At 67.7% G+C, this 13,212-nt stretch carries 10 protein-coding genes; 3 read left to right on the forward strand and 7 right to left on the reverse strand.

The genetic code is table 11. From position 1 onward, the window contains the following. Positions 1 to 69 precede the first annotated feature (69 nt). Complete coding sequence (locus AB4Z01_RS16010; RefSeq protein WP_441695269.1) at positions 70 to 1,887, reverse strand: extracellular solute-binding protein; 1,818 nt, start codon at positions 1,885 to 1,887, stop codon at positions 70 to 72. Between the two features lie 212 nt (positions 1,888 to 2,099). Between AB4Z01_RS16010 and AB4Z01_RS16015 the strand changes: the two genes are divergently transcribed. From AB4Z01_RS16015 to AB4Z01_RS16025, 3 genes are read left to right on the forward strand one after another with little or no spacing between them, the layout of a single operon-like run. Continuing rightward, a complete protein-coding gene (locus AB4Z01_RS16015; RefSeq protein WP_441695272.1) occupies positions 2,100 to 3,752 on the forward strand; it encodes an extracellular solute-binding protein in 1,653 nt (550 codons plus the stop codon). Between the two features lie 50 nt (positions 3,753 to 3,802). Next, complete coding sequence (locus AB4Z01_RS16020; RefSeq protein ID WP_441695275.1) at positions 3,803 to 4,750, forward strand: carbohydrate ABC transporter permease; 948 nt, start codon at positions 3,803 to 3,805, stop codon at positions 4,748 to 4,750. Further along, positions 4,737 to 5,639, forward strand: a complete 903-nt coding sequence (locus AB4Z01_RS16025) for a carbohydrate ABC transporter permease (protein ID WP_441695277.1) — start codon at positions 4,737 to 4,739, stop codon at positions 5,637 to 5,639. The genes AB4Z01_RS16020 and AB4Z01_RS16025 overlap by 14 nt, the downstream gene beginning before the upstream one ends. Positions 5,640 to 5,900: 261 nt before the next feature. On the opposite strand, the gene AB4Z01_RS16030 is transcribed toward AB4Z01_RS16025, so the two are convergent. From AB4Z01_RS16030 to livM, 6 genes are all read right to left on the reverse strand, one after another. Next, entirely contained in the window at positions 5,901 to 8,381 is a 2,481-nt protein-coding gene (locus AB4Z01_RS16030) for a glycogen/starch/alpha-glucan phosphorylase (protein WP_441695280.1), read from the reverse strand. A 162-nt stretch (positions 8,382 to 8,543) separates the two neighbouring features. Next, the gene (locus tag AB4Z01_RS16035) at positions 8,544 to 9,680 is read right to left on the reverse strand and encodes a branched-chain amino acid ABC transporter substrate-binding protein (protein WP_441695283.1); all 1,137 of its coding nucleotides are present in this window, start codon (positions 9,678 to 9,680) and stop codon (positions 8,544 to 8,546) included. Positions 9,681 to 9,760: 80 nt separating this feature from the next. After that, positions 9,761 to 10,117: a DUF6867 family protein gene (locus AB4Z01_RS16040; protein WP_441695284.1), complete on the reverse strand. Its 357-nt coding sequence runs from the start codon at positions 10,115 to 10,117 to the stop codon at positions 9,761 to 9,763. Between the two features lie 10 nt (positions 10,118 to 10,127). Beyond that, positions 10,128 to 10,838: an ABC transporter ATP-binding protein gene (locus AB4Z01_RS16045; protein WP_441695385.1), complete on the reverse strand. Its 711-nt coding sequence runs from the start codon at positions 10,836 to 10,838 to the stop codon at positions 10,128 to 10,130. Then, the gene (locus tag AB4Z01_RS16050; protein ID WP_441695388.1) at positions 10,838 to 11,659 is read right to left on the reverse strand and encodes an ABC transporter ATP-binding protein; all 822 of its coding nucleotides are present in this window, start codon (positions 11,657 to 11,659) and stop codon (positions 10,838 to 10,840) included. The genes AB4Z01_RS16045 and AB4Z01_RS16050 overlap by 1 nt, the downstream gene beginning before the upstream one ends. 29 nt (positions 11,660 to 11,688) lie before the next feature. Next, entirely contained in the window at positions 11,689 to 13,209 is a 1,521-nt protein-coding gene (gene livM, locus AB4Z01_RS16055) for a high-affinity branched-chain amino acid ABC transporter permease LivM (RefSeq protein ID WP_441695287.1), read from the reverse strand. Positions 13,210 to 13,212 lie beyond the last annotated feature (3 nt).

The raw sequence follows: 13,212 nt of genomic DNA on the forward strand, positions 1-13,212 counted from the left end.
CATAGCCGCGGACCGGGTTCCCAGCAATTGTGAAGAATTGCGCGAACCCGCGCCGGCGATAGGACGCTGCTACTTGTCGTTCGCCCACCAGGCCTCCAGCACCGTGCCATAGGTCGGGTTGACGCTGGTGACCCGGCCGAGATTGCCCCAATAGGCGACGTAGTCGCGGTCGAGATAGTAGAGCGGCACGACGTAGTTGCCCCACAGCAGCACCCGGTCGAGCGCGTGCACCGCGGCCTGCAGCTCCTCCTGGCTGCGGGCCGCGTTGACGGCCTTGATCATGGCGTCGACCACCGGGCTCTTCACCCCCGGATAGTTGCGGGTGCCGGGCACGTCGGCCGAGCCGCTGCCCCAGTAGCGCGACTGCTCCACGCCGGGCGACAGGGTGGAGATCCAGGTGTTCAGGATCACGTCGAAATCGTAGCCCTCGGTGCGGTTGGCGTATTGCGCGGATTCGACCAGCCGGATCGTCGCCTGGATGCCCAGCCGGCGCAGCTGGTCGGCATAGGCCAGGGCGATCCGCTGGAAGCCTTTGTTCTGCAGCAGGATCTCGAAGCGAAACGGCGTGCCGCTGGCGTCGACCAGCACATTGTCCTTGATGGTCCAGCCGGCCTCGGCCAGGAGCGCCTGCGCCGCCCGCAGATTCTCGCGGCTGCGGCCGCTGCCGTCGCTCGGCGGCAGGGTGTAGGGCTCGGTGAACAGCTGCGGCGGCAGCTGGTCGCGGAACGGCTCCAGCAGCTGCAGCTCGGCCCCCTGCGGCGTGTCGGTCGCGGCCAGAGCCGAATTGGCGAAGTAGCTGTCGTCACGCTTGTACTGGCCGCCCAGCAGGGTCTTGTTGATCCATTCGAAGTCGAAGGCCAGAATCAGCGCCCGGCGCACCCGAGGATCGGCGAATTGCGGTCGCCGGGTGTTCATGGCGAAGCCCATCATCCCGACCGGCCGGAAATGCGGCAGGGTCAGCATGGTGACGCGGCCGTCCTGGACCGCCGGAAAGTCGTAGGCGCCGCTGACCCATTTCTCGGCGTCGCGTTCCCGCCGCAGGGTGTAGGCGCCGGCCTTGAACGCCTCCAGCGCCGTGTCGGCGTCGAGGTAGAAGTCGAAGCGCAGCGTGTCGAAATTGTACAGCCCGCGCAGCGCCGGCAGGTCCGCCCCCCACCAGTCCTTGACCCGGTCCAGCGTGATGCTGCGCCCGGCATCGACGGCGCCGATCGCATAGGGGCCGGCGCCGAGCGGCGGGTCGAGGCTGGGCTGGTCGAACGGGTGGCTGGTGTACCAGGCCTTGCTCAGGATCGGCTGCATCGCGACGACCAGCGGATTCTCGCGCGCCCCGCCCTCCTTGAAGCGGAAGCGCACAGTGCGGTCGTCGATGCGGTCGATCCCGTCCATCGATTCATAGAGCGCGCGGGTGTTGGGCAGCCCCTTGGTGCCCTGGGTCGCCCAAGTGAAGATCACGTCGTCCGCGGTGACCGGCGCGCCGTCGTGGAACACCGCCTTGGGGTTGAGCCAGAAGGTGACCGTGCGCCGGTCCTCCGACATCTCCGCCCGTTCGGCGACATAAGGGTACAGCGTGAAGGGCTCGTCCCAGCCGCGCGTCATCAGGCTGGCGAAGTTGTAGGGCGGCACGATCAGCCGGACCTGATCGGTCTGGCCGCCGATGATGAAGGGATTCAGCGTGTCGAAGCTGCCGATCATAGCTTGGCGCAGCTCGCCGCCCTTCGGCGCGTCCGGGTTGGCATAGGCGAAGTGGCTGAAATCCGCCGGGTATTTCGGTTCGCCATGCATGGCGAGGCCGCCGCCCGGCGCCTGCGTCTGGGCAACCGCCGGCAGAGCGCCGAGCGGCAGCAGGACGGCGAAGGCGAGTCGGAGCAGGAGGCGGGCGGCGCGCATGCGGCTTGTCCGGGGCGGGGAATCGATGGGGCGCAGTCTTCCCGCCGATGGGCCGCGGCGCAAGGCCGATACGCCGGAGGGGTCGCTTGACAAGCGCTGCGCAATCATCGCACGATTTCGCCTGACATAATGAATGCGAATTGCGTTCAGCGCGGGTCCACGGATCGAAGCTGACCGGACAATGTCCGGCGATGTCACAGGGGGAGGAAACCATGGCCATCAGCAGGGCACTGCTGCTGTCGACGATGCTGGTCGTCCTGAGCGGACCGGCCGTCGCGCAGAACACGCCGCATGTCACCTGGCACGACGACGGCACGGTGACGCTCAAATCCGATCCCGAATACGGGATGGAGATCACCACGACGAAGGCGGAGCTGGGCTCCCTCTTCGGCCCCGGCCAGAAGCCTTTCGAGGGCGAGACGGTCACCATCCTCAGCCTCGATTCCGGCCCCAAGGGCGGCATCTCCGGCCCGATCTACATGTTCCGCCCGATCTGGGAGGAGCTGACCGGGGCCAAGCTGAACATCGCGCTGACCCCGATCTCGGAGCTGTACACCAAGACCTTCCTCGACCTGCGCAACGGCACGGGCCAGTACGACGCCATCGTCGTCGGGGCCTTCTTCTACGGCGACCTGATCGCCGGCAAATACATCCTGCCGGTCGATGAGTGGCGGAAGAGCGGCGAGTACCCGAAATGGGACTATGACGTGATGCCGCCGGCGCTGCGCAATATCTACACCTGGGACAATGTCGGCTACGGCGTGCTCAGCGATGCCGACGGGCAGATCCTGTATTATCGCCGCGACCTGCTGACCGACCCGACGCACCAGGCGGCGTTCAAGGCGGAGTACGGCTACGACATGCCGGCGCCGCCGAAGACGCTGCAGCAGCTGCGCGACATCGCCAAGTACTTCAACGGCAAGAACTTCGACAGCAACGACCCGGAGCCGGACAGCGGCGTGGTGCTGCACCTGAAGGTGCGCGAGCAGGGGCTGTACCACTTCACCACGCTGGCCACCTCCTTCGCCATGACCCCGGGCGACAAGCTGGACCGGACCCATAACGTCTACTGGTTCGACCCGGTCGACATGAAGCCGCTGATCAACAGCCCGGGCCACGTCAAGGCGCTGGAGTTCCTGAAGGAGCTGGCCGCCTTCGGCCCGCCGGCGCAGGTGAGCTGGAGCCTGGGCGAAGCCTGGGACTTCTTCCTGCGCGGCAAGGCGGTGTTCAACTTCTCCTATGGCGATGTCGGCGCGCTGGCGCAGGACCCGGAGCGGTCGAAGATCCGCGGCAAGCTCGGCTCCGCGGCCCTGCCGGCTTCCGACACCTATTGGGACATGGAGAAGAAGGCCTTCGTCACGGTGAAGGAGCCGCGGCAGGTCGGCAACGTCACCGGCGGGTCCTGGCACGGCGTGGTCTCGTCGCTCGGCCAGCATCCCGAGGCCGCCTACAGCCTGCTGTCGCTGATGGCGATCAAGCCGTCGCAGAAGTTCCTGGCCACGATCGGCTGGGACGGCGTCGACCCCGGCTATTCCTACCAGTGGCTGGAGCCGACCGGTGAGGCGAAGCTGACCGACTATACCGAATCCGCCCTGAAGTGGGACCCCGAGGACGTAAAGGAATACCTGGACGCCTATCACAGCAACTACAACGCCAAGACCATGCTGCCGTATATGCGGATCACCGGCACGCAGGAATATTACGACGCGCTGGACAGCAACCTGTCGGCGGCGATGAGCGGATCGAAGACGCCGCAGCAGGCGCTGGACGACACCGCGGTGGCCTGGGACCAGATCACCGACCGCCTGGGCCGCGACCAGCAGTTGAAGAACTACCAGGCGGCGATCGGCTGGAAGGGCGAATAGCGGCACGATCCGCGCCTGACGCGTAACGGGAAGGGGGACGAGACGGCACGATGCGCTGGACCGGACGAATCCGCCTGCTGTTCCTGACCCCGGCGGTGGCCTGGGTGCTGGCCTTCACCATCTTCCCGACGCTCTACACCGTCTACGCCGCCTTCCACACGGTGAAGACCGAGACCGTGACCACCCGGGCCGAGGTGCCGCGGCTGGACGCCAGCGGCAACCCGATGCTGAAGCCGGACGGCACGCCGCGCACCAAGACCGAGGTGCAACGCCAGACCGTCAACACCTGGGACTTTGTGGGCCTGGGCAATTTTGCCCGCGTCTTCACCGACCCCCAGGTGCGCGAGGCGGCGCGGGTGACGGCGATCTTCGTGGTGGTCTCGGTCAGCGTCGAGATGGGGCTCGGGCTGCTGCTGGCCTTCCTGTTCAACCGCAGCATCCCGGGCCGCGGCATCCTGCGCACGATCATGATCCTGCCGATCTTCGCCACCCCGGTGGCGGCCGGATACCTGTTCTTCACCATCTTCTACGAGGCCGGCGGCCCCCTGGGCTGGACCGGCATCCCCTGGCTGTCGAACCCGGGCTGGGCCCTGGTGTCGATCATGATCGTCGACATCTGGCAGTGGACGCCGTTCTGCTTCCTGGTGCTGCTGGCCGGGCTGCAGGGCGTGCCCGACGACCTGATCGAGGCGGCGCGGCTGGAGACCAATTCCAGCTTCCGGATCTGGACCGGGGTGGTGCTGCCGCTGATGACGCCGGTGATCGTGATCGTGCTGCTGCTGCGCCTGGCCGAGGCGATGAAGGTGTTCGACGTCGTCGCCTCGCTGACCGTCGGCGGGCCCGGCAACGCCACCCAGTCGGTCTCCTATCTCGCCTTCCGCACCGGGCTGCGCTTCTTCGACGTCGGCTATGCCTCGGCCCTGGCGCTGACCCTGCTGGCCGTGGTGATGACGATCGTCACCCTGTTCTTCAAGCGGGTGCGCAATGTCTACGCCTGAGGTCACCGCGCCGCCGATCCACGAGGCTCCCGTCGACCGGGTCAAGCCGATGGGGCGGCGCAGCAGCATGGCCGATTCGCTGTGGTCGCTGGTGGCGATCGCGGCCACGGTCGTGTTCTTCTTCCCGCTGTACTGGGCGATCTCGACCGCGCTGCGCAACCCGGCCGACACCTTCACCGTGGCCGGGCTCGGCATCCCCTGGCTCGACTTCCAGCCGACCCTGAACAACTTCGCGGTGGAGCTGAGCACGCCGGAGGGCTGGCGCGCGCTGCAGACCAGCCTGATCGTGTCGCTCAGCGCCGTCGCCCTGGCCCTGGCCCTCGGGCTGCCGGCGGCCTATGCGCTGGCCCGGTTCCGGTTCTGGAGCAACAGCGACATCACCATCTGGTTCCTGTCGCAGCGGGTGCTGCCGCCGGTGGCGACGCTGCTGCCGTTCTACATCGTGTTCCGCTCGCTCGACATGCTGGACAGCAAGACCGCGCTGATCCTGTGCAACGCCACCTTCATCCTGCCCTTCGTGGTCGTCATCCTGCGCCAGACCTTCCTCGACCTGCCGGTCGAGCTGGAGGAGGCGGCGCTGGTCGACGGCGCGTCGCACTGGCAGGCCTTCCTGCGCATCGCCCTGCCCCTGGCGGCGCCGGCGGTGGCGGCCACCGCCATGATCATCTTCGCCTTCGCCTGGAACGAGTTCCTGTTCTCGTCGTCGCTGGGCATCACCGAGACCAAGATGATGCCCGCCCACATGGCCGGCGCGGTCGACACCCGTGGCGTGCAGTTCTGGTTCATGGCGACCCGGGCGCTGATCGCGATGATCCCGCCGGTGCTGCTGGCGCTGCTGGCCCAGCGCTACATCGTGCGCGGCCTGACCCTGGGGGCGGTGAAGGGGTGAGGCGGAGACTCCCGACAAGAGCAAAACGAGTCCCCCCTCCCCTCGCGGGAGGGGGATAGGGGGAGGGGGTTGCCGCTGGCCTGGGTTCAGGCGATCCGGCCCCGACGGCGAAACCAGTGCCTTACGCATTCGCGCGCGGACGCGCGCAGACCCCTCCCCCTGCCCCCCTTCCCGCAAGGGGAGGGGGGACTAAAAAGGAATGGACTTCAGCTATTCTGAAAAGGTCTCACTTGCGGGAGAGGCAATCGGATCGCGCCGGCCCTATTCCGCCGCCCGGGCCAGCGGCGGCCAGACGTCCCAGATTTCCTCTGCGTAGTCCTGCACTGTGCGGTCGGAGGAGAACCAGCCGACATGGGCGGTGTTCTGGATCGCCATGCGGGTCCAGCCGGCGCGGTCGCGGTAGAGGGCGGCGGCGCGGGCCTGGGCATCCCAATAGGCGGCGAAATCGGCCGCCACCAGGAACCAGTCGCTGTGCCGCAGCGCGTCGGTGAGCGGCCGGAACCGGCCCGGATCGTCGGGCGAGAAGGTGCCGTCCTCGATCGCCGCCACGGCGCGGGCCAGGCGCGGATCGGCCGCGATCACCGCCGCCGGGTCGTAGCCCTGGGTCCGCTTCGCCGCCACCTCGGCCGCGGTCAGGCCGAAGATCAGGATGTTGTCGGCGCCCACCCGCTCGGCGATCTCGACATTGGCGCCGTCCAGCGTGCCGATGGTGATCGCGCCGTTCAGCGCGAACTTCATGTTGCCGGTGCCCGAGGCCTCCATGCCGGCGGTCGAGATCTGCTCCGACAGGTCGGCGGCCGGGATGATGCGCTCCGCCAGCGTGACGTTGTAGTTCGGCAGGAACACCATCTTCAGCTGGTCGCGGATCTCGGCGTCGGTGTTGATCACCTTGGCGACGTCATTGGCCAGCTTGATGATCAGCTTGGCCGTGGCGTAGCCCGGGGCGGCCTTGCCGGCGAAGATCTTGACCCGCGGCGTCCAGGCCGCGTCCGGCGTGTCGCGCATCTCCTGCCACAGCGCCACCGCGTGCAGGATGTTCAGCAGCTGGCGCTTGTATTCGTGGATGCGCTTGACCTGGACGTCGAACATCGCGTCGCCGGAGACGCGGAGATCCGCGATCTCGCCGATATGATGCGCCAGCAGCGCCTTGTTGCGGCGCTTCACCGCCCAGAACGCCTCGCGGAAGGCGCTGTCCTCGGTCTTGCCGGCCAGCGCCGACAGCCGCTCCAGATCATCCTCCCAGCCGGTGCCGATCATGTTGTGGATCAGCTGCGCCAGGTTCGGGTTGGCCTGCACCAGCCAGCGGCGCGGGGTGATGCCGTTGGTCTTGTTGGTGATCCGGCCCGGAAACTCCTCGTTCAGGTCGCGGAACACGGTCTCGCGCATCAGCTGGGTGTGCAGCGCCGAGACGCCGTTGACCCGGTGGCTGCCGAGGAAGGCCAGTGGCCCCATCCGCACCCGGCGGTCCCAGCCTTCCTGGATCAGCGACAGGGTGGACAGGCGGCTGGGGTCCTTCGCCACCACCTTGGAGGTCTTCAGGAACCGGTCGTTGATCTCGTAGATGATCTGCAGATGGCGCGGCAGCACCCGCTCCAGCAGCGCCACCGGCCAGGTCTCCAGCGCCTCCGGCATCAGCGTGTGGTTGGTGTAGCTGATGCAGCCGGTGGTGATCTTCCAGGCGCGGTCCCAGTCCAGCCGGTGCCGGTCGATCAGCAGGCGCATCAGCTCCGGCACCGCGATCGCCGGATGGGTGTCGTTCAGCTGCATCGCCGCCTTTTCCGGCAGGTCGTCATAGCCGTCGTGATGCATCCGATGCCGGCGCAGCACGTCCTGCAGCGAGGCCGAGGTGAAGAAGTATTCCTGCTTGAGCCGCAGTTCCTGCCCCGCCGGGGTGTTGTCGTTCGGGTACAGGACGCGCGACAGGGTCTCGGACAGGATCTTGTCCTCGACCGCCTTCATGTAGTCGCCGGAGTTGAAGGGGGCGAGGTCGAACTGCCGCACCGGCTTGGCCGACCACAGCCGCAGCGTGTTGACCGTATTGCCGCCCCAGCCGACCACCGGCGTGTCGTAGGCGACGGCCAGCACCCTCTGGCTGCCCTTCCAGATCGGTTTCGGCCGGCCGTCCGGCCCGGGCTCGCCCGGCTCGATCTTGCCGTAGAAGTCGATCGGGAACGCGACCTCCGGCCGCTCGAACTCCCACGGGTTGCCGAATTTCAGCCAGTCCTCGGGATACTCGACCTGCCAGCCGCGGTCGAACTGCTGCTCGAACAGCCCGTATTCGTAGCGGATGCCATAGCCGGTGCCGGCGATGCCGAGCGTGGCCATGCTGTCGAGGAAGCAGGCGGCGAGACGGCCGAGGCCGCCATTGCCGAGCGCCGCGTCGGGCTCGACCTCCAGCACCGCGCCGAGGTCGACGCCGAAATCGGCCAGCGCGTCGCGGCAGGTGTCGTAGACGCCGAGATTGGTCAGCGCATTGGCCATCAGCCGGCCGATCAGGAACTCCAGGCTGAGATAGTAGACCCGCTTGCCGTCGGTTGCCTCCTCGCGGTGCTGCGCCGCCATCCAGCGGTCGACCAGGCGGTCGCGCACGGCCAGCGCCGTGGCGGCGAACCAATCGTGCCGGGTGGCGCGATGGATCTCGCGCCCGACGGCGTAGACCAGCCATTCCAGGATGTCGCGCTTCAACGACTCCCGGTCGAGCCCCCGCGGCTCGATGGTGATCGGGGTGGCTGGCAGCTCCATTGGCTGACCCCCATGCTGCACTGCGATATAGACCGTCCGTTACACCACGGATCGGCTCCGCGATCAATCATATGACAAAAAAGACCCGGCGAGGGTTCCCGCCGGGTCGACAATGTCCATGGCCAGTGGCATGCGCCACTGGCCTTTGGTGTTAGAGACCGCTTACTTGGCGCCGATCTTGGCCAGCTCGCCCGGGGTCGCCTCGGCGTAGTTGCCGCTGTTCCAGATGTAGAACACGTAGTCGGTCGTCTTCCGGTCGCCCTTGGCGTCGAAGGCCAGCGGGCCCATCACGGTCTTGTAGTCGGAGCCGTCATGCAGCGCTTCGGCAACCTTCGGGCCGTCGAAGCTCTTGGCCTTGGTCGCCGCCTCGGCCCAGGCCTGGACCGCGGCATAGCTGTACAGGGTGTAGCCCTCGGGGTCGTAGTTCTCGGCCTTGAACTTGGCCACGACGTCCTTGGCGGCCTCGCTGCTGCGCTGGTCGGCACCGAAGGTCATAAGCACCCCCTTGCCGGCGTCGCCGGTGATGCCCCAGAACTCCTGAGTGACGATGCCGTCGCCGGAGATGAACTGAGCGTTCAGCCCCTGCTCACGCGCCTGGCGCAGGATCAGCCCGGCCTCGTTGTGCAGGCCGCCGAAATAGATCACGTCGACGCCGGCCTGCTTCATCTTCGAGACGACGGCCGAGAAGTCACGCTCGCCGACGGTGATGCCCTCATACATCTTCTCGGTCACGCCGGCCTTGTTCATCGCCGCCTTGGTGGCGTCGGCCAGGCCCTTGCCATAGGTGGTCTGGTCGTGGATGACGGCGACGTTGCGGCCCTTGAACTTCTCGGCGATGAAGGCGCCGGCGACATCGCCCTGCTGGTCGTCGCGGCCGCAGGTGCGGAAGGTGGTCTTCTGCCCCTGCTCGGTCAGCTGCGGGTTGGTCGAGGCCGGGGTGATCTGGACGACGCCTTCCTCGGCATAGATCGCCGAGGCCGGGATCGAGACCGAGGAGTTGAAGTGGCCGATCACCGCCACCACGCCCTGGCCCACCAGCTCGTTCGCCGCCGCCACGCCCTGGCGCGGGTCGGAGGCGTCGTCGCCATAGACCACGGAGATCTTCTCGCCGTTGACGCCGCCGGCGTCGTTCAGGGCCTTCACCGCGGCGTCGGTGCCGCGCTTCATCTGCTCGCCGAACGAAGCGTTCGGGCCGGTCAGCGGCGCGCCGAGACCGATCTTCACATCGGCCCAGGCCGGAGCCGACGCCATCGCGGCCAGGGCTACGCCGGCCAGGAGCACTCGGTTGAATTTCGTCATCAAATCGCTCTCCCAGTTCATCGCCCGGCGGGACGACCCCGCCGGCCTTTGCTTCCCGCCGATCCGAAAGGACCGGCGTCTTACCGTGCGGCCGGCCGCCGGTCGCGCCAGGCGAACAGGCCGGCGCGCTCGTACAGCCACGGATACTGCCGCACCATCTTCGCCGCCCGCGTCATCCGATAGGCGACCGTGGCGCACAGGCCGATCCAGACAAGATCGATGACGAAGCCGGTCGGCGACAAGAGCGTTCCGCCGAACAGCGCGAAGTGCAGGAACCGGGTCGCACAGGTGATCAGCACCACGAAGGGGATCACCTTGCGCATCGGCGCCCAGCCCTGGGCCTGGCCCTGCCCGGTCAGGAGGCCGGCGCCGCCGCCCAGGATCACGCTGACGAAGATGAAGTCGCCGATCGACGAGGTTCCGAGGATCTGTTCCATCACCCGCCCCTCAATGCCCGCCTTCGAGATAGGCGGCCCGGACCTCCGGATTCGCCAACAGCTCGCGCCCGCTGCCGCTCATCGTCACCCGGCCGTTGACCATGACATAGCCGCGATGGGCCAGCTTCAGCGCGTGGAAGGCGTTCTGCTCGACCAGGAATACGGTCATGCCCTTTTCCCGGTTGATCACCTTGATCGCCTCGAAGATCTGCTTCACCACCAGCGGCGCCAGGCCCAGCGACGGCTCGTCCAGCAGCAAGAGGCGCGGCCGGCTCATCAGCGCCCGGCCGATCGCCAGCATCTGCTGCTCGCCGCCCGACAGGGTGCCGCCGCGCTGGACCTGCCGCTCCTTCAGCCGCGGGAACAGGGTGAAGATCTGCTCGATGTCGCGCCCGAACTCCGCCGGATCGGCGGTCAGCGCCCCCATCTGCAGGTTTTCCATCACCGTCATCCGTGGGAAGATGCGGCGGCCTTCCGGCGAGATGGCGACGCCGCGGCGCACGATCTCGAAGGTCGGCAGCCGGGTGATCTCCTTGCCGTCGAACACCACCGCCCCCTGGCGCGCCTGCGGGTTGCCGCAGATCGTCATCAGCAGGGTCGATTTGCCGGCGCCGTTGGCGCCGATCAGGGTGACGATCTCGCCTTCCTTGACCTCGACGTCGACGCCGCGCAGCGCCTCGATCGCGCCGTAGAAGGTGTGCACGCCCTGCAGCGACAGCATCACGGGCGGGCCTCCCCGGTCACGGCGGCGACATCGGCGGCGATTTCCGGCGGCAGGTCGTCCTCCTCGGGCTCGCCGAGATAGGCCCGGATCACCGCCTCGTCGCTGCGGATCTCGGCCGGGGTGCCGTCGGCGATCTTCTTGCCGTGGTCGAGCACGATGATGTGGTCGGAGATCTGCATGACGACGCTCATGTCGTGCTCGATCAGCAGCACGCTGGTGTCGTGCTCGTCGCGGATAGCGCGCAACAGCCCGTTCAGCTCCTGCGATTCGCGCGGGTTGAGGCCGGCGGCCGGCTCGTCCAGGCACAGGATCACCGGGTCGATGCACATCGCCCGCGCGATCTCCAGCCGGCGCTGGCCGCCATAGGGCAGGCTGCCGGCGGAATCATCGGCCTGGGCGGTCAGCCCGACCCGGTCGAGCCAGAACTTCGCCTTCTCCACCGCCTCGCGCTCGGCCCGGCGATAGCTGGGCAGGCCGAACAGCCCGGCGATCGAGAAGGCCGAGGCCTTCATCAGCTTGTTGTGCTGGGCCACCATCAGGTTCTCCAGCACGCTCATCCCGGCGAACAGCCGGATGTTCTGGAAGGTGCGGGCGACCCGCGCCTGCTGGGCGATGCGGTAGCCCGGGATCTGCTCCAGCAGGAATTCGCTGCCGTCGACCCGCAGCGTCATCCGGCCGGAGGTCGGCCGGTAGAAGCCGGTGATGCAGTTGAACAGCGTGGTCTTGCCGGCGCCATTCGGCCCGATCACGGCGGTGATGTCGCCGGCGCGGATGTCGAAGGTGGCGTCGTCGATGGCGACGAGGCCGCCGAAGCGCATCGAGACGTGCTCGATGGTCAGAAGGGCGGTCACGAAGAGGTTCCCTTCTTGCCGTGCAGCAGGATGGTCGGGTCACGATGGGCCAAGAGGCCGCGCGGGCGCCACACCATGATGCCGACCATGCACAGGCCGAACACCAGCATGCGGTAGAGGTCGAGGCCGCGGAACGCCTCCGGCAGGCCGATGATCAGGCAGGCGGCGACGACGATGCCGAGCTGGCTGCCCATACCGCCGAGCACCACGATCGCCAGCACGATCGCGGATTCGATGAAGGAGAAGCTCTCCGGGCTGATGAAGCCCTGATAGGTGGCGAAGAAGCTGCCGGCGAAGCCGCCGCACATCGCCGAGGTGGCGAAGGCCGCCAGCTTCAGGTTGGTGCGGTTGATGCCGAGCGACTGGCAGGCGATGTCGTCCTCGCGGATCGCCTCCCAGCCGCGGCCGACCGGCAGACGGCGCAGCCGCACGCTGATGAAATTGACCAGCAGCGCCAGGGCCAGGATCAGCAGATAGAGGAAAATGATCCGATGCGTCGGGTTGTATTCCAGGCCGAACAGCTGGTGGAAGGCGGTGACGCCCTCGGGCGGGCTGCGGTCGAAGGGGAAGCCGAAGAAGCTGGGCCGCGGGATGTTGTTGATGCCGTTCGGCCCGCCGGTCACCGGCGCCCAGTTGATCAGGATGATGCGGATGATCTCGCCGAAGCCGAGGGTGACGATGGCGAAATAGTCGCCGCGCAGCCGCAGCACCGGATAGCCCAGGATCAGGCCGAAGCCGGCGGCCAGCACCCCGGCCAGCGGCAGGCACAGCCAGAAGCTGAAGCCGAAGGTGGTCGCCAGCAGCGCGTAGGAATAGGCCCCGACGGCATAGAAGGCGACGTAACCGAGGTCCAGGAGGCCGGCCAGGCCGACGATGATGTTCAGGCCCCAACCGAGCATGATGTAGATCAGCACGATGGTGGCGACGCCGAGCGTGCTGCGGCTGGCAAGGTCGGTGAACGGGAAGATCACCGCCAGCACCACCAGGATCGGCCCGACATAGACGCTGAGCCGCTGCACCCGGGCGCCGACCCGGTCCATCGCCCGGTCGCGCTCCTGCCGCGACAGGCTGGCGCGGCTGCGGCGCTGCACCAGGATTGACTGGAGCAGCAGCCACAGCGCGCCGAACGCCCCGATCAGCAGCAGCGGCACCGAGTGCAGATCCTGCACCGGCAGCGGCGGCAGCGTGTCGGAGATCATCGGCCGCAGATACTGGTAGACCGGCGGCAGGGCGAAGACGACGAGGAACAGCAGGCTGATCCAGAACACCGGCCGGGGCATGCCCTCGCGGTTCAGGATGATGCCGATGCGGCCGAGGAAGACCAGCGCGACGGCGATGGCGACGGCGGTGAAGTCGGTCTGGTAGCCCAGCGCGCCGCTCTGCTCCACCGTGCGGATGCCGACCAGGGGGGCGGTGAGGACCAGGGCGACCAGGGCGGTGACCCCGGCCTCCTTGACCATGGCCACGAGATCGAGGCGGCGCCCGGCGGCCGCGTCGGAATGCGCGATCGTCGCCATCGC

Origin of the sequence: Inquilinus sp. YAF38 (assembly GCF_052113205.1) — a bacterium.
GTDB lineage: Bacteria > Pseudomonadota > Alphaproteobacteria > DSM-16000 > Inquilinaceae > Inquilinus.

What these genes read in the sequence shown, in the direction of transcription:
- AB4Z01_RS16015 (WP_441695272.1), top strand. Translation starts at nt 2,100, where the DNA reads ATGGCCATCAGCAGGGCACTGCTGCTGTCGACGATGCTGGTCGTCCTG.
- livM (WP_441695287.1), bottom strand. Translation starts at nt 13,209, where the DNA reads ATGGCGACGATCGCGCATTCCGACGCGGCCGCCGGGCGCCGCCTCGAT.
- AB4Z01_RS16025 (WP_441695277.1), top strand. Translation starts at nt 4,737, where the DNA reads ATGTCTACGCCTGAGGTCACCGCGCCGCCGATCCACGAGGCTCCCGTC.
- AB4Z01_RS16050 (WP_441695388.1), bottom strand. Translation starts at nt 11,659, where the DNA reads ATGCGCTTCGGCGGCCTCGTCGCCATCGACGACGCCACCTTCGACATC.
- AB4Z01_RS16045 (WP_441695385.1), bottom strand. Translation starts at nt 10,838, where the DNA reads ATGCTGTCGCTGCAGGGCGTGCACACCTTCTACGGCGCGATCGAGGCG.
- AB4Z01_RS16035 (WP_441695283.1), bottom strand. Translation starts at nt 9,680, where the DNA reads ATGACGAAATTCAACCGAGTGCTCCTGGCCGGCGTAGCCCTGGCCGCG.
- AB4Z01_RS16030 (WP_441695280.1), bottom strand. Translation starts at nt 8,381, where the DNA reads ATGGAGCTGCCAGCCACCCCGATCACCATCGAGCCGCGGGGGCTCGAC.
- AB4Z01_RS16020 (WP_441695275.1), top strand. Translation starts at nt 3,803, where the DNA reads ATGCGCTGGACCGGACGAATCCGCCTGCTGTTCCTGACCCCGGCGGTG.
- AB4Z01_RS16010 (WP_441695269.1), bottom strand. Translation starts at nt 1,887, where the DNA reads ATGCGCGCCGCCCGCCTCCTGCTCCGACTCGCCTTCGCCGTCCTGCTG.
- AB4Z01_RS16040 (WP_441695284.1), bottom strand. Translation starts at nt 10,117, where the DNA reads ATGGAACAGATCCTCGGAACCTCGTCGATCGGCGACTTCATCTTCGTC.